The sequence below is a fragment of the Halococcus sediminicola genome (genome assembly GCF_000755245.1).
In the GTDB taxonomy this organism is placed as follows: domain Archaea; phylum Halobacteriota; class Halobacteria; order Halobacteriales; family Halococcaceae; genus Halococcus; species Halococcus sediminicola.
In genome coordinates, this window is record NZ_BBMP01000022.1 from 627,398 (window position 1) to 641,288 (window position 13,891).

17 protein-coding genes are annotated in these 13,891 nt (G+C 66.4%); 10 read left to right on the forward strand and 7 right to left on the reverse strand.

Annotated elements, in window-relative coordinates:
- The first annotated feature begins 35 nt into the window (after positions 1–35).
- Positions 36–725 (forward strand): enoyl-CoA hydratase/isomerase family protein, encoded by a 690-nt coding sequence (locus ACP97_RS12465; protein WP_049998123.1) that lies wholly within the window; start codon positions 36–38, stop codon positions 723–725.
- On the opposite strand, the gene ACP97_RS12470 is transcribed toward ACP97_RS12465, so the two are convergent.
- Both ACP97_RS12470 and ACP97_RS12475 read right to left on the reverse strand, forming a co-directional pair.
- Positions 722–1,564 (reverse strand): NAD+ synthase, encoded by an 843-nt coding sequence (locus tag ACP97_RS12470; RefSeq protein WP_079977627.1) that lies wholly within the window; start codon positions 1,562–1,564, stop codon positions 722–724. The two genes, ACP97_RS12465 and ACP97_RS12470, sit on opposite strands and share 4 nt — an antisense overlap.
- An 82-nt stretch (positions 1,565–1,646) precedes the next feature.
- Positions 1,647–2,489: a DUF63 family protein gene (locus tag ACP97_RS12475; protein WP_049998124.1), complete on the reverse strand. Its 843-nt coding sequence runs from the start codon at positions 2,487–2,489 to the stop codon at positions 1,647–1,649.
- Between the two features lie 80 nt (positions 2,490–2,569).
- On the opposite strand from ACP97_RS12475, the gene deoC reads away from it, so the two are divergent.
- A complete protein-coding gene (deoC, locus tag ACP97_RS12480) occupies positions 2,570–3,193 on the forward strand; it encodes a deoxyribose-phosphate aldolase (protein ID WP_049998125.1) in 624 nt (207 codons plus the stop codon).
- Here the strand turns inward: deoC and ACP97_RS12485 are convergent, their stop codons facing one another.
- Entirely contained in the window at positions 3,194–3,469 is a 276-nt protein-coding gene (locus tag ACP97_RS12485) for a hypothetical protein (protein WP_154020004.1), read from the reverse strand.
- 110 nt (positions 3,470–3,579) lie between these two features.
- On the reverse strand, positions 3,580–4,455 hold the full coding sequence (locus ACP97_RS12490) for a DUF7351 domain-containing protein (RefSeq protein WP_049998127.1): 876 nt from the start codon (positions 4,453–4,455) through the stop codon (positions 3,580–3,582).
- Positions 4,456–4,562: 107 nt separating this feature from the next.
- Between ACP97_RS12490 and ACP97_RS12495 the strand changes: the two genes are divergently transcribed.
- The 4 genes from ACP97_RS12495 to ACP97_RS12510 all read left to right on the forward strand — a co-directional run bounded on the left by ACP97_RS12495 (position 4,563) and on the right by ACP97_RS12510 (position 8,169).
- On the forward strand, positions 4,563–5,057 hold the full coding sequence (locus ACP97_RS12495) for a dual specificity protein phosphatase family protein (RefSeq protein ID WP_049998509.1): 495 nt from the start codon (positions 4,563–4,565) through the stop codon (positions 5,055–5,057).
- Positions 5,058–5,131: 74 nt separating this feature from the next.
- Positions 5,132–6,376 carry a tRNA (N(6)-L-threonylcarbamoyladenosine(37)-C(2))-methylthiotransferase gene (locus tag ACP97_RS12500; RefSeq protein WP_049998128.1) on the forward strand — a complete coding sequence of 415 codons (1,245 nt, stop codon included), beginning with the start codon at positions 5,132–5,134 and terminating at the stop codon, positions 6,374–6,376.
- 167 nt (positions 6,377–6,543) lie between these two features.
- Positions 6,544–7,461, forward strand: a complete 918-nt coding sequence (gene rnz / locus ACP97_RS12505) for a ribonuclease Z (protein ID WP_049998129.1) — start codon at positions 6,544–6,546, stop codon at positions 7,459–7,461.
- Positions 7,462–7,491: 30 nt separating this feature from the next.
- The gene (locus ACP97_RS12510) at positions 7,492–8,169 is read left to right on the forward strand and encodes a carbonic anhydrase (protein ID WP_049998130.1); all 678 of its coding nucleotides are present in this window, start codon (positions 7,492–7,494) and stop codon (positions 8,167–8,169) included.
- A gap of 15 nt (positions 8,170–8,184) precedes the next feature.
- Here ACP97_RS12510 and ACP97_RS12515 read toward each other — a convergent pair whose 3' ends face one another.
- Positions 8,185–8,457, reverse strand: coding sequence for a hypothetical protein (locus ACP97_RS12515; RefSeq protein WP_079977628.1), 273 nt, complete (start codon positions 8,455–8,457; stop codon positions 8,185–8,187).
- A gap of 100 nt (positions 8,458–8,557) precedes the next feature.
- Here ACP97_RS12515 and ACP97_RS12520 point away from each other — a divergent pair, with 100 nt between their 5' ends.
- Entirely contained in the window at positions 8,558–10,534 is a 1,977-nt protein-coding gene (locus ACP97_RS12520) for a DUF460 domain-containing protein (RefSeq protein WP_049998131.1), read from the forward strand.
- On the opposite strand, the gene ACP97_RS12525 is transcribed toward ACP97_RS12520, so the two are convergent.
- Together ACP97_RS12525 and ACP97_RS12530 are read right to left on the reverse strand one after the other, a co-directional pair.
- Positions 10,531–10,719 (reverse strand): DUF7470 family protein, encoded by a 189-nt coding sequence (locus ACP97_RS12525; RefSeq protein WP_049998132.1) that lies wholly within the window; start codon positions 10,717–10,719, stop codon positions 10,531–10,533. The two genes, ACP97_RS12520 and ACP97_RS12525, sit on opposite strands and share 4 nt — an antisense overlap.
- Positions 10,720–10,800: 81 nt before the next feature.
- Complete coding sequence (locus tag ACP97_RS12530; RefSeq protein ID WP_049998133.1) at positions 10,801–11,868, reverse strand: zinc-dependent alcohol dehydrogenase family protein; 1,068 nt, start codon at positions 11,866–11,868, stop codon at positions 10,801–10,803.
- Positions 11,869–12,062: 194 nt separating this feature from the next.
- Between ACP97_RS12530 and ACP97_RS12535 the strand changes: the two genes are divergently transcribed.
- The 3 genes from ACP97_RS12535 to rio1 all read left to right on the forward strand — a co-directional run bounded on the left by ACP97_RS12535 (position 12,063) and on the right by rio1 (position 13,879).
- Positions 12,063–12,599, forward strand: a complete 537-nt coding sequence (locus ACP97_RS12535; protein ID WP_049998134.1) for a hypothetical protein — start codon at positions 12,063–12,065, stop codon at positions 12,597–12,599.
- A 41-nt stretch (positions 12,600–12,640) separates the two neighbouring features.
- The gene (eif1A, locus tag ACP97_RS12540; RefSeq protein WP_049998135.1) at positions 12,641–12,925 is read left to right on the forward strand and encodes a translation initiation factor eIF-1A; all 285 of its coding nucleotides are present in this window, start codon (positions 12,641–12,643) and stop codon (positions 12,923–12,925) included.
- A gap of 102 nt (positions 12,926–13,027) precedes the next feature.
- Positions 13,028–13,879, forward strand: a complete 852-nt coding sequence (gene rio1, locus ACP97_RS12545) for a serine/threonine-protein kinase Rio1 (RefSeq protein WP_049998136.1) — start codon at positions 13,028–13,030, stop codon at positions 13,877–13,879.
- The last annotated feature ends 12 nt before the right edge of the window (positions 13,880–13,891 follow it).

A 13,891-nucleotide genomic window follows, 5' to 3' on the forward strand; every position in this document is an offset into this window, starting at 1 on the left:
GCAAAGGCCTTTGGAAACGGGCCGTACGTTCGCCCGTGATTACGACCAGTATCGACGGTTCGGTCGCCACCGTCACCCTCGACCGCCCCCGCAAACGCAACGCGCTCTCGCCCGCCGCGCTCGCCGACCTCGAAGCCACGGTCGCAGACTTCGACACACCCGTCGTCCACCTGCGCGGCGCTGGCCCGGCCTTCTGTGCCGGTGCCGACCTCGGCGCAGTTGCCGATCTCGACGGCGAGGCTGCCCACGAGTTCGCCCGCAGCGGCCAGCGCGTCGCAAACGCCATCGAAAGCACCGAATCGGTGTTCGTCGCGGGCATCGACGGGGCTGCTCGTGGGGGAGGGGTCGAACTCGCGCTCGCCTGCGACATCCGTCTCGCCACCCCGGACGCGACCTTCGCCGAAACGGGTGTGCGGCTCGGACTGTTCGGCGCGTGGGGCGGCACGCATCGGCTTCCCGAGGTGGTGGGAGCGGGCAACGCGCTCGATCTCGCGCTCTCGGGCCGTACCATCGACGCCGAGGAAGCGCTTCGGATGGGGTTGATCTCCAGAGTCGTCGAGGACCCTGCGGAAGTGGCCGCGACGATCGCCGGCCACGATTCCGATGCGCTCGCCGCTTTGAAGGAGCGGATGCGCGACGACGCCCCACCCGAAGAACAGGACCGACGTGAGGCGGACACGTTCGCCGGTCTCGTCGAGCGCGCGGACCTCACGGAGTACCGCTAATCGAACCGGGCGAGCGGGGCTGGCGCAGGCGGCGTGTGGCGCTTGTGCTCGCTGCGGGCGACCAACCTCTCGACGCGCTCGACGGTATCAGTATGGATATCGAGTTCGCGCGCCGTCGCCGTCCGCGAGAGCGGGCCGTCGACCCGCAGCGCGAGCACGGCGTCGAGGACGTCGTAGCCAACGCCCATCTCCTCCTCGTCGGTCTGACCGACCCACATTCCGGCCGTAGGCGTTTTGTCCACGAGGTCGTCGGGGACACCCACGTGACGAGCGAGTTGGCGGACCTGTCCCTTGTAGAGATTGCCAATGGGATGACAATCGACCGCGCCGTCGCCGTACTTGGTGAAGTAGCCGACGAGCGCCTCGCTGCGGTTGCCCGTACCGAGAACCATCATACCCTCCCGGTTGGCGACGAAGTAGTTGCACACGGCCCGCACCCGCACGCGGAGGTTGCCGACGGCGGTTCGGGCGGGTTCGCCGTCCGGAGAATCCGGGAAAGCATCGAGGAATGCTTCTACTATCGGCTCGATTGCGAGCACGTCGTAGTCGATGCCGAGGTCCTCGGCGACCCGCTCGGCGTCGCTCATGTTTTCGTCACTGTTGACCTCGCTCGGCAACACCAGTCCGTGGAGTCCATCGGTACCGAGCGCCTCGACGGCTAAGTACGCCGTCAGGGTGCTGTCGATACCGCCCGAAATGCCGAGCACGCCGCCGGTCGCGCCAGCGCTTGCGACGCGCTCGCCGATGAACTCGGTGATGTGTTCGCGGTGGGCGTCGAGTTCCGCTTCCGAGAGCGAGAGATCGAACGGAACGGTCGCCATCGTTTCGGAATCTGCCATTGCGGCCCCGTAGGCGGTCGCGTCACTAATACTCACCACTCGCGACGGGGAACCGACTGCTCGGTCGTTTTCGCAAGGAAGCCTACGGAGTGGCGATGGTGAACAAGAGGAGGTTGTGCGCGCCCGGTCCGAGACCGACCGCGGCGACCGCCCCGAGCAGGAGATAGCCCTCGGCCGGTTCCTCGCGGACGTACTCGCTCAGGAAGACGACGACCGCCGCCGCGAGCGCGAGCTTGACGAGTACGAAGAGCCAGCCCGCGCCGATGAACGGGGTCGTGGGCAGTCCGGCAGCGAACTCGATGACCGCCCGCGAGACCGGCGAGCGCTCGCCGAAACCCAGAACATCGATTCCGACGGCCGTCGAGACGCCGTCGAGCGCGTGCCCGAACACCGCGAGCGCGCCGACCGCGCCCGCACACTCGGTCTTCGGCACCGCTCGGCGCAGCCCGCCCCAGACGACCGCCGCCAGAACCGTTGCGACGACCGCTCCCACGGCGGGCCACGCGACAGTGAGGCCGGGCGCGCCGACCGAAAGCGCCCAGCCCACGGCCACGACGGCGAGCACGCCCCCGAGAAGGGCGACGACGCCCGGCACCGATGGCGGTCGCCAGCGGTCCGTGGGAAGTTCGGCCGCCGCCGTGACGGCCCAAACACCACCGGCGACGGCCGCGACCGAGATGTACACCGTGGGCGAGCCGAAAAACGGTCGCAGGATGGGGGGAACGCCGTCGACCTGATACAGCACATAGAGACTCGACCCCAGCATCATCCACGGCGCGAACGCGACGACCACCCGGTCGGTGACTCGTGGACCGAGCCGGCGCAGCGAGAGGGCGACGGCGACGAACACGACTCCGAGAACGAGGAGATAGCCGACCGGCGGGAGCGCCGAACCGGCGGGCAGCAACTGCGCGGGCACCTGCATACTCGACGGGTGGTCGGCCCGGGCGAAAGCGTTCCGGTCGACGGGGGCGGATTTATCCGCGGCGCTCCCGCAGGCTCGGCATGGACCGCGCTACCTTCGCCGCGAGCATCGATCACACCGTTCTGGGTCCCGAAACCACGCCCACAGACGTCGAGCGCGTGCTCGGCGAGGCGGCCGAATACGGGATGAACGCCTGCATTCCGCCCTGTTTTCTCGATAGCGCCGAAGGGGCGGTGACCGTCGCCACCGTTATCGGCTTCCCACACGGCCAGCACGCTCCCGAGGCGAAACGCGAGGAGGCGGTCGCCGCGTGGGAGGCCGGGGCCGACGAACTCGACGTCGTGATCAACGTCGGGCGGCTTCGGGCCGGAGAGGACGAACGGGTCACCGAGGAACTCGCCGACGTGGTGGCCGCCGTACCGGTTCCAGTGAAAGTCATCATCGAGGCTCCCCTGTTGAGCGACGACGAGAAGCGCCGCGCCTGCGAGTGTGCGGTCGATGCCGACGCCGACTTCGTGAAGACCGCCACCGGCTTCGAGGGCGGCGCGACGGTCGAGGACGTCGAACTCATGAGCGAGTATCTCCCCGTGAAGGCGAGCGGTGGCATCGGCAGCTCCGAGAAAGCCACGAAAATGTTGTCGGCGGGAGCCGAGCGCATCGGCGCGTCGAGCGGCGTCGCGCTCGTCGAGGGCTTCGACGACTGATTAGCGCTCGATGGCGCGGACGACGCCGGTGACGACGAGCCACGGGACCACGACGAGCGAGCCGAAACCGACCACCGAGGCGGCGAACAGCCACGCCAGGGCCGGCAGCGAGACGGCGAACCAGAGGGCCACAAAGCCGAACGTCAGGGCCGCGAGTACCGCCGCCGCGAGCATCGTCGCGCGTTCGGCCGTCCGCCCCCGTCGTGCGCGCGCACCGGCGCGCCCGTTCCTGTGCAGTACCGCTCGTCCGGCGTCAGCAGAACTGTCGTAGTTCATTCTCGTCCGTTCGTAGGCCACCTACCTGGATAAGTGTTATCTGAAGAACATTTCTGTAACGTCGGTTACCGAAATCTGCTTCAGTAATCGGTCGGGAAAGTGCGAGCCGTTCACTCGCGTGTCGCGTTGAGAACGCTCGCCTCGCCGTCGATAGTCACAGTGAGAGCGGCGTCGTCGAGTGGGATTTCCAGTTCGACCCGCCACGGGTCGGTGCGCTCGACGGTCAGATAGTCGTCGCTCCAGAGGAAGGGTAGCTCCCACGAAGGGGTTTTCGAGATATCGATGCCGTGGTCGTAGAGGAAGGCGATCACGGCGGGGTGATTCTGGAACGTTTCGCCCACGGTGGTCGTCATGTCGGCGCTACAGCGCTCGCAGGTGTGGACGACGTGCACTTTCGGGTCCGCCGGCGACTCGCCCGCGCGGAGTCCGGTCGTCCGGCGGCCGAAACACCACGTGCAGAGACCGTCGGCCGAGAGGGCTGTCTGTGAGCGCATCCACCCATCATAAATCGAGAGCAGTTCCTCGCGGCTCCGCCCGGCGAGCGTGCCCGGCGGAAAGGGAAAGTCGTGGAACTCGATACCGCAGTTCGGACAGCGGATGACGACGTACTCGTAATCGTACTGGGCGGCGAGCGTCGCCCCGCAGTTGTAACAGTCGCTGTCGAGGTCGAACGGCGCGACGCTTCGCTTGTCGGTGTCGAGCGCCGCCAGCATCGACCGACAGACCGCCAGCCCGCTAAACAGGAGGCCATAGCCCTCCTCGGTGCGGTAGATGAACGTGCCGGTGAGCTGCTTGAGGTGGTAGTTGAACCGGCCGCTGTCGCCGAGGCCGACGCGCTCGTTGAGCGCCGAGAACGGAATCACCTGTTCGGGAGCCTCGTACAGCGCGAACAGGATTCGGACCCGGGTCTCGTTGGCCAGCAGGGAAAAGGCTTCCTCCAAGCGGCTCTCGGTGGTCCAGTCGGTCGCGGTGTCACCGCGTTTCATCGTTCCTCCGCGGTGCAGAGTGGCGCATGATGGCGCGTGGGTCCCGGTCGTGATAAGCGCATGGCGCACGGAAAGCAGTTATCCCCGGGGACACTCTCGTGGAAACCGTGGTTCCGAACGAACCGAGACCCGTTCGTGGTGAGAATGGCCCATCAGAGCCACTCGTCCGCCCGTTCGGGTACGTGGCGGACGAACCGGTCATCCGTCGTCTTGGCGACCGGGAGCTGTATCTCGGAAACTGGCGTGCGGCCGACGGCGCACGTCACGACAGGGAGTTTCGGTACGTGCTGTCGGTCACCGAAAACGAGTACCCGCTGACGACCCACCATCGCCCGCTCGACGATGGTCCCGACAACGACTGGCTCGCGTTCGAGGGAGCCGTCGATACCGCTCGAACGCTCTTCCGTCGGGACGGCTCGGTGCTGATTCACTGTACTGCCGGCATCTCGCGGAGCAGCACGCTCGTTGCGACGACACTCGCCGCCGAGGAGCATCGACGGTTCGACGACGCGCTCGCCATCGTCCATGACGCGCGGCCGCACGCGCTTCCGCACCCGGCGCTCCACGAGTGGGCGGTGGTGTATCTCGCCGCACGGTCGTAGTCGCGCAATCGAACGGTGAGTCGGCGTCGAGCCGTCGCGTTTTTGCCCGCGCGCGCCGGAACAACGGTAAGCGGATGGCCAGCTATCACATCGAGACCTACGGCTGCACCGCGAACCGTGGCGAGAGCCGCGCCATCGAGCGGCGGCTCCGCGACGGCGGCCATCACCCCGTCGACGGCCCCGCGAACGCCGACGTGGCCATCCTGAACACGTGCACCGTGGTCGAGAAGACCGAGACGAACATGCGCCGCCGGGCCGAGGAACTCGACGCCGAGACTGCTGACGTCGTCGTCACCGGCTGCATGGCGCTCGCACAGGGCGAACAGTTCGCCGACCTCGATGCAACTGTGTGTGGCTGGGACGAGGTCCCCGAGGTCGTCCGCAACGGCGAGTGCCCGCGCCCGACGCCCGACGCCGAACCGGTGCTCGACGGCGTGGTGGGGATTCTCCCCATCGCCCGCGGCTGCATGAGCGATTGTTCCTATTGTATCACCAAGCACGCCACCGGCAAGATCGACTCGCCACCTGTGGAAGAGAACGTCCGGAAGGCGCGCGCGCTCGTCCACGCCGGCGCGAAGGAGATTCGCGTCACGGGCCAGGATACAGGGGTGTACGGCTGGGACACCGGCGAGCGCAAACTCCACGAGCTACTCGAACGCATCTGCGCCATCGACGGCGATTTTCGAGTACGGGTAGGGATGGCCAACCCGAAAGGAGTACATGGGATCCGCGAGGAGCTCGCGGACGTCTTCGCCGCCGAAGAGAAACTCTACAACTTCCTCCACGCACCAGTCCAGTCGGGCAGCAACGACGTGCTGGGCGACATGCGCCGCCAGCACCAGGTGAGCGAGTTCCGCGACGTCGTGGAGACGTTCGACGACCGACTCGACCACTGGACGCTCGCCACGGACTTCATCGTGGGCTTCCCGACCGAGACCGACACCGACCACGAGCAGTCGATGGCCCTGCTCCGTGAGACGACCCCCGAACGGATTAACGTCACCCGATTCTCGAAACGACCCGGTACCGACGCCGCCGAGATGAAGGGGCTCGGTGGCACCCTCAAAAAGGAGCGCTCGAAGGCGATGAGCGACCTGAAGATGGACGTCGTGGGCGATGCCTACGAGTCGATGGTTGGCGAGCGCCACGAGGTGCTGGTCGTCGAACCCGGCACCGCGGACTCGGTGAAGTGCTACGACGAGGCCTACCGTCAGGTGATCATCCAGGACGCGCCCACCCACGGCGTCGAACCCGGCGATCTCGTCGACGTCGAGATCACGGGCCAGAACACCGTGTACGCCTTCGGAAACCCCGTTTAGGGGGTTTTGGAGGCGCGACGTTTCGCCGATCGACGGGGAGCGGCGACTCCCGCGGGTTTGATTCGGGAGTGATCGGCTCGACGACGATTTCTACCGGTAATGAGGGACTGCGACCGCACCCGCGGGGGTTCCGAAGCGGCTATCCCGGCGGCCCGGCGAGGCGAGGTATGCAGGTGACGTTTCTCGGGACCGGCGGCGCAGTCCCGACGACCCGGCGCAACACGAGCGCCCTCATGGTTCGCCGCGAGGGCGAGCGCCTCCTCTTCGACTGCGGCGAGGGCACCCAGCGCCAGATGATGCGCTTTGGCACCGGCTTTTCGATCTCCCATATCTTCGTGACCCATCTCCACGGCGATCACGTGCTCGGATTGCCGGGGCTCTGCCAGACTCTCGATTTCAACGACCGCGAGCAGGCGCTCGCCATCCACACGCCGCCGGGTACCAAGGCCACGGTCGAGAACCTCGTCGGCGTCACCGGCGCGCGCCCCGGCTATCCGATTCGAGTCCACGAGGCACAGCCGAGCGGGGTCGCGCTTCGCGAGGACGAGTACGAGGTTCGTGCCTTCGAGACCGATCATCGAACTCAGTCGGTCGGCTACGCGCTCGTCGAGGACGACCGGAAGGGGCGGTTCGATCGCGAGCGCGCCGAGGAACTCGGCGTTCCGGCGGGCCCGCTGTTCTCGGAGCTCCACGAGGGGAACGCGGTCGAACTCGACGACGGTCGAACGATCGACCCCGACCAAGTGGTGGGATCGCCCCGCCCCGGACGGCGAATCGTCTACACCGGCGACACCCGGCCTACCGGCGCGACCGTCGAGGCCGCTGCCGACGCCGACCTGCTGGTCCACGAGGCGACCTTCGGCGAGGACAGGTCCGAACGCGCCGGGAAAACCGGCCACTCGACCGCGCGACAGGCCGCCGACCTCGCTGTCAGGGCGGGTGCGAAACGCCTCGCGCTCACGCACGTCTCGTCGCGCTACGCCGGCGAGAGCGACCGACTCGCGGTCGAAGCCCGTGAGATCTTCGACGACGCCTTCCTGCCCGACGACGGCGACGACATCGAGATCCCCTATCCGGACGGATAGCGTTTTCCCGGCGAGTGCCGTGGCTCGGATATGCCGAGTGCGACAGCCGCCGAACTACTGGCTCGCAACCGTGACCACGTCGACCAGCTCCCGGACGATTACTTCGACGACGTGCTCGACGCCCAAACGCCCCCCGTGGTATCGCTGTGCTGTGCGGACTCGCGGGTCTCACAGGAGAAGATGTGGAGCGTCGATGAGCCGGGCTGGCTGTTCACGCCCGCGAACATCGGCAACGTCGCGTGGGATGTCGACGACTCCTCGACCGTCGACGGAAACCTCCTCTATCCGGTCGCCAACACCGACACCCGAACGGTGGCCGTCGTCGGCCACACCGGTTGCGGTGCCGTCACCGCCGCCTACGAAGCCGTCACCGACGGCTCGCTACCCAACGAACCCGGCATCAGAAAGCGCGTCGAGCCGCTCGTGCCCGTCGTCGAGGACGCACTCGATGGCGGCGTCACGGACGACGAGAACGTCGTCGACCGCCTCGTCGAGTACAACGTCCGCGAGCAGGTCGCCTTCCTTGACGGGAGCGACGAGGTGCCCGACGACACGCTCGTCCTGGGGTTCGTCTACGACTTCCACGAGAGCTACGGCGACACGCCGGGACGCACCTACCTCGTCGCCGCCGACGGCGAGACCGACCCCGCAGCACTCGGCGAGCGGGTCGATGGCGACGACGAGATTGCCGTGCAATCGCTGCTGTGACTCTCGGGGAACTCTTCACCGTGACTGCCGCTCGGCTTCCGACAGCTCTTCGGCCTGCTGTTGAACGGCGGCGATCTCGCGGTTCGCGTCGGCCTTCTCGACGTCGTAGACGTAGCGCCACGAGGCGAGCGGAGTGCCCACCGCGCCCTCCTGCTCGTGTTCTGTGTCGTCGGACGAGGATTTGACGTCCCACCGATAGACGAACCCAGCGAGAACGGCGAGCACGACGAGAGCGGTGCCTGTGCCCGCGAGGACCTCCATCTGAACGACAACCGATGGCACGGTCATGTCGATAGCTTGTCTCCTGTGCGACTAAAACGTTTGTCCGGCTCGACCGTTCCTTCGAACCCCGCCGTGGATTTATGCCCGAAGGACCCCTATCCGGTGCGTGAGCAGTCGCATCAGCGCGCTCGATGCGGTGGTGTTCGGCGTCGACGTCCAGAGCGGGGACGTCCGTGGCGACGCGCCCTCCTACGCCGTGGTGGCCTTCGACGGCGAGAACCTCGACCGCGACGTGGTCTCGTATCGAAAGCTTCGGCGGCTCGTCGATCGCGAGGAGCCGGCCATCGTCGCCACGGACAACGTCTTCGAACTCGCCGCCGACAAGGACGCGCTCGTCCGCCTTCTGGGAAGCCTACCCGACGAGACCAAACTGGTGCAGGTCACCGGCGACGAACAGCCCGAACCCCTCTCGCGGGTGGCCTCCCGTCACGGGGTTCCGTACGGCAAGAAACCCATGAAGGAGGCCGAAGCCGCCGCCCGTCTGGCCGCCGCCAACGTGGGCTGTGAGGTCTCTGCGTTCACCGACACGACCGAAGTGAAGGTCGCGCGCGGGCGCTCGACGGGCAGCGGCGGCTGGTCCGAAGACCGCTTCACGCGCCGGATTCACGGTTCAGTGAAGCGCCGGGCCAGAGAGGTCGCCTCCGCACTCGACGAGGCGGGACTCGACTACGAGATGGACGAAACCGAGAAGTACGGTGGCTACTCGAACGCCGTCTTCACCGTCGAGGCCCGGCCCGCCGATATTCCAGTCTCGCGGAACCGCTCGGGCGACACCAGAGTCGAAATCGGGCGCGTCAGGCGCGACGGCATCGAGTTCCGCCCGCTCGCGAAACGCCGCGATCACGTGCTCGTCGGCATCGATCCCGGAACGACCACGGCGGTCGCCATCGTCGGACTCGACGGCCAAGTATTGGATGTGCTGAGCACCAGAACCGCCGACACGGCGGCGGTCATCGAGTGGATAATCGAACGCGGGCGGCCCGTCGTCGTGGCCGCCGATGTCGAACCGATGCCCTCCACCGTGGAGAAGATCAGGCGGAGTTTCTCTGCAGCGGGCTGGGTGCCCGAATCGGATTTGCCGGTCGACGAGAAACAACACCGCACCCGCGAGGAGGGCTACGACAACGATCACGAGCGCGACGCGCTGGCGGCCGCTCTCCACGCGTTCGACGACTACGAGGATACCTTCGAGCGCATCGGGGGGAAGGTTCCGGCGCGCATCGAGACCGGCACGGTCGTCGCGCGCGTGGTCGCCGGCGAGGAATCCGTCGAAGCGGTTCTTTCCGACCTCGCCGAGAACGATGGTTCCGAGGAGGACGAAGAGAAACACGAGCCGCGCGAACTCACGGCCGAGGAAAAGCGCATCAAACGCCTCGAATCGCGCGTCGAGCGCCTCGATTCGCACGTCGACGACCTCGAAGCCACCATCGAGGAGAAGGACGACGAACTCGCCGAGTACGAGCGCGAACTCACCGACGCCAGACGAAACGAGCGCCGCGAGGCCAGAGAGCGCCGCGAGGTCGACAGGCTAAAGCGCGAAAACGAACAGTTAGAGCAGAAACTCGACGCCCAGCGCGAGGCGACCGAGCAGGTCGAGGCGAAGCTCGACAGACTGAAAGAACTCTGGCGGCTCGACCACTCGAACTTCGCCGACGTGGCGGCGAAACGACAGGGTCTCACACCGGTCAAACCAGTTGCAAAGTTCACCACGAGCGCGCTCCGGGCGGCCGACGAGCGCTGGGAACTCGCACCGGGTGACGTCGTCTATCTGCGCGACGCGAGCGGTGCGGGTCGCTCGACCGCCGAGACGCTCGCCGAGCGCGAGCCACGAGTCGTGCTCAAATCGGGCGGTCTCTCCGAAATCGCTCGCGAGGTGCTGTTCGACCACGAGATACCGACCGCGCCCGCCGAGGAAGTGACCATCGAGGAACTCGACGACCTCGCGGTCGCACGCGAAAGCGAAGTCGAGGCGGCCATCGAGGGCTGGCGCGAGCGCGCCAGAGAGCGCCGGAAATCACAAACCGGCGAGATGGTCGACAAACTCATCAGCGAACATCGAGCCGACCGCGGCGAGAGCGACTAGATCATTCCGTCCATTCCAAAGGCCGAGAGCATTCCGGAGAGCAGGCCGCGTAGGACGAGCACGAGACCGACCAGCACGAGCGCCAACCCGCCCGCGACGACCGGCGCGACGTACGCGATGACGGCCAACCCGCCGAGACAGCAGAGGACGCCGACGATGCCAGCGAGGCCGAGTTTATCGAGCATACTCGTGTGTCCGCCGTCGGCGAGTTAAAGACGATGACTCGTGGCGGCTGGCGGGCCACGACGGGTTTCGACGGGCCGGATTCAGAACTCGTTACAGACCGGAATCCCGACGTTGTCGTACTCGCCGAAGGCGGCGACCTTGTCGGGGACCTCCTCCAGCGAGATGGTCTCGGTGACGATGCGACCGGGATCGAGTTTTCCGCGACTCATCATTCGGAACATCTCGTCGTACTCGTGGGGTGGCATTCCGTACGAGCCGTAGAACTCGCGTTCGTCCTGCACTATCGTGTCCACCGGTAACGAAACCTCGCCGCCCTCCTCGGATGTCGTCAGCCCGATCTGGAGGTGCTGGCCGCCCGCCATCAGGCTGTTGACGGAGTTCCGGCAGGTCTCGGCGATGCCCAGGGCATCGACGCTCACCTCGACGCCGCGGCTCGACTGGGTGAACCCCTTGACCTGCTGGGGCACGTCCTTCACCTCGTCGGCCTTCACGACTTCGTCCGCACCGAGGTCTTCGGCCTTGTCGAGCGCCTCCTGATTCAGATCGACGCCGATGACGTTCGCGCCGAGCGCGTCGGCGACGTGGATCGCCGAGAGTCCGACCCCGCCACAGCCGTGCACCGCGACCCAATCGCCGGGGTCGACGTCGACCTTGTGGGCCACCCCATGGAACGCCGTGGCGAACCGACAGCCGAGGCCGGCGACGTCGACCGAATCGACCCCGTCGGGGAGGACGATGGCGTTCTGGTCGGCGACTCTGACTGGGTACTCCTCGGCGTAGGCCCCCTGCTGGAAGTCGAGAAAGCCCATCGGCACCGAGCGCTCGCAGATGTTCGCTCTCCCTGCTCGGCAGTGGACGCAGGTGCCGTCGCTCATGTTGAAGGGGTTCGTCACGCGATCGCCCTCCCGGATGCGCTCGACGTCCTCGCCGACCTCCACGACCGTGCCCGCGGGTTCGTGGCCGAAGACCAGTCCGGGGCGCATCATCAGCCCGATCCAGTCCCAGTCGCCCTTCCAGGCGTGCCAGTCCGACCGACAGACCCCACAGGCCTCGGTCTCGACGACGATCCCATCGGAATCGGGTTCGGGTCGGTCGATGTCCTTGATCTCCATCGGTTCCTCCGGTCCCTGAAAGACTACGGCGCGCATCGTCGCCCCATGCCGGGCCAGCGACTTAAACCATTGGTACAGCATATCATAGCCCGGTTGACGCCGGTTTCGCGGTTATCCCTCTTCGTGATTCGTCGCGATGGATTCGACGACGAGTCGAGAACAGGGGGAGCATAAAAACGGCCCGTCACCGGCGGAGGAACGCTTTTTATCGGTGGCGGCGAGTCCGATCTATGGCGACCGACACCGGTTCGGGGACGCGCATGAGCGGCGACGGGATACTGGCGGTGATCGCGGGGAGTTTCGTCGGCGCGATCCTCGTCGGTCTCGTCCTGCAGGCGGGTCTCGGCCGTGGTGGCATCCTCCAGTTCGGCGCGCTCGTCGCGCGGCCCGAATACAACGTCAGCTGGGCGCTGCTGTTCGTCCTGAGCACGCTGTTCACGCTTCTCTTCGTGCGCTTCGTCTCCCGCTCGATCAACTCCTTCGTCAACCGCGTCATCGGCCTCTCGCGACGCAACGAGGTGTTCAAAGAGATCCTCGTGCCGCTGCTCCAGCGCTCTGCGCTCACCGTGACGACGAACGCGCTCGGGATCATCTACGGGTTCGCCATCTGGCTCGTCGTGTATGTACTGTTCATCCCGCTCTGGCTCGCGTTCGTCATCGGCGTCGAGCAGGTGACGATTCCGAACCTCCAGTTCGCGGGTCTGCTCGCATGGCTGGGCTACGGCGCGCTCGTGGGCTTGCTCTACGGACTCATCATGGAGTCGTGACCTGCTGGAAGATTTAAACCGCTCGCTGTCGAAGCCACGGTATGAGCGACGGCAATCAGAAAAGTCTCCGGATGCCCGAGGAGGGCGAGGTGTTCGCCGTCGTCACGGGCATGCACGGGGCCAATCGCGTGGGGGTTCGGTGTATGGACGGCACCGACCGCACCGCACGGATTCCGGGCCGGATGCAAAAGCGCGTCTGGATCCGCGAGGGCGACGTCGTGCTCGTCTCGCCGTGGGATTGGCAGGACGAGAAGGCCGATATCGAGTGGCGCTACGACAAGGGCGATGCCGACCGACTGCGAGAGGAGGGTCACGTTCAGGAGTAGCGTGACACGCTTTCATCCGTCCAGTGCGCTCTGCGCACTCCCGCGTCCCGTCCGCTTGCATCGCGCCGCGACCGCTCCGTCTGTGTCGGGGGTCGATACTCCGTGAGCGACGAGTACGGCCTGCTCGACGAGGAGGCGACCGACGCGCCGGGCGACGAGTGGGAACACCTCGACGTTTCGGACACCGCAGTCGACCGCACCGCCCGCACGCAGGACCGCGAATTTTCGAAGTTCCGCGAGCGCATCAAGGACGCCGACCAGTTCAAAGTCGAGGGCGGCGTCTTTGACGAGGCGACGCTGGGCGCGCTCTACACGCTGGTCCAGCACGGCCACATCGACGCGCTTGGCGGGCCGATCTCGACTGGAAAAGAAGCGCACGTCTTCCTCGCGAGCGCCGGCGAGCGCGACGTCGCGGTGAAGATCTACCGCATCAACGCGAGTGACTTCACGCAGATGCGCCGGTATCTGGAGGGCGACCCGCGCTTCGAGGAGATCGGTGGCAAGAAAAAGAAGGTCGTACTCGCGTGGACGAAAAAGGAGTTCGCCAACCTCAAGCGAGCACAGGCGGCGGGTATCAGGGTACCCAACCCGCATGCGGTCGAGCGCAACGTCCTCGTGATGGAGTTCCTGGGCACCGACGGCGAGCGCGCCAGACGTCTCGGCGAGGTCCACCTCGAAAACCCGGAGACGGCCTACGAAGTCGTCCGCGAGTACATGCGCCGGCTCCATCGTGCCGGACTGGTCCACGGCGACCTCTCGGAGTACAACGTTCTGGTCCACGATTCGCAACTGTGGTTCCTCGACCTCGGGCAGGCGGTGACGGTCCACCATCCCAATAGTCGAGAATTCCTCGAACGCGACTGCGAGAACGTGGCGAACTTCTTCGCCCGGCAGGGTCTCGCCGTCGATGGTGAGACGCTGCTCGGGGACGTGACTGCCGTGCGCGAAGACTGATTATCACGGGGG

Bases quoted from the DNA above. Each gene is read 5' to 3' on its own strand.
- ACP97_RS12515 (WP_079977628.1), bottom strand. From the start codon at position 8,457: ATGACCGTGCCATCGGTTGTCGTTCAGATGGAGGTCCTCGCGGGCACA.
- ACP97_RS12510 (WP_049998130.1), top strand. From the start codon at position 7,492: ATGCCGAGTGCGACAGCCGCCGAACTACTGGCTCGCAACCGTGACCAC.
- ACP97_RS12530 (WP_049998133.1), bottom strand. From the start codon at position 11,868: ATGCGCGCCGTAGTCTTTCAGGGACCGGAGGAACCGATGGAGATCAAG.
- ACP97_RS12535 (WP_049998134.1), top strand. From the start codon at position 12,063: ATGGCGACCGACACCGGTTCGGGGACGCGCATGAGCGGCGACGGGATA.
- ACP97_RS12475 (WP_049998124.1), bottom strand. From the start codon at position 2,489: ATGCAGGTGCCCGCGCAGTTGCTGCCCGCCGGTTCGGCGCTCCCGCCG.
- ACP97_RS12470 (WP_079977627.1), bottom strand. From the start codon at position 1,564: ATGGCAGATTCCGAAACGATGGCGACCGTTCCGTTCGATCTCTCGCTC.
- eif1A (WP_049998135.1), top strand. From the start codon at position 12,641: ATGAGCGACGGCAATCAGAAAAGTCTCCGGATGCCCGAGGAGGGCGAG.
- ACP97_RS12485 (WP_154020004.1), bottom strand. From the start codon at position 3,469: ATGAACTACGACAGTTCTGCTGACGCCGGACGAGCGGTACTGCACAGG.
- rnz (WP_049998129.1), top strand. From the start codon at position 6,544: ATGCAGGTGACGTTTCTCGGGACCGGCGGCGCAGTCCCGACGACCCGG.
- deoC (WP_049998125.1), top strand. From the start codon at position 2,570: ATGGACCGCGCTACCTTCGCCGCGAGCATCGATCACACCGTTCTGGGT.
- ACP97_RS12525 (WP_049998132.1), bottom strand. From the start codon at position 10,719: ATGCTCGATAAACTCGGCCTCGCTGGCATCGTCGGCGTCCTCTGCTGT.
- ACP97_RS12490 (WP_049998127.1), bottom strand. From the start codon at position 4,455: ATGAAACGCGGTGACACCGCGACCGACTGGACCACCGAGAGCCGCTTG.
- ACP97_RS12500 (WP_049998128.1), top strand. From the start codon at position 5,132: ATGGCCAGCTATCACATCGAGACCTACGGCTGCACCGCGAACCGTGGC.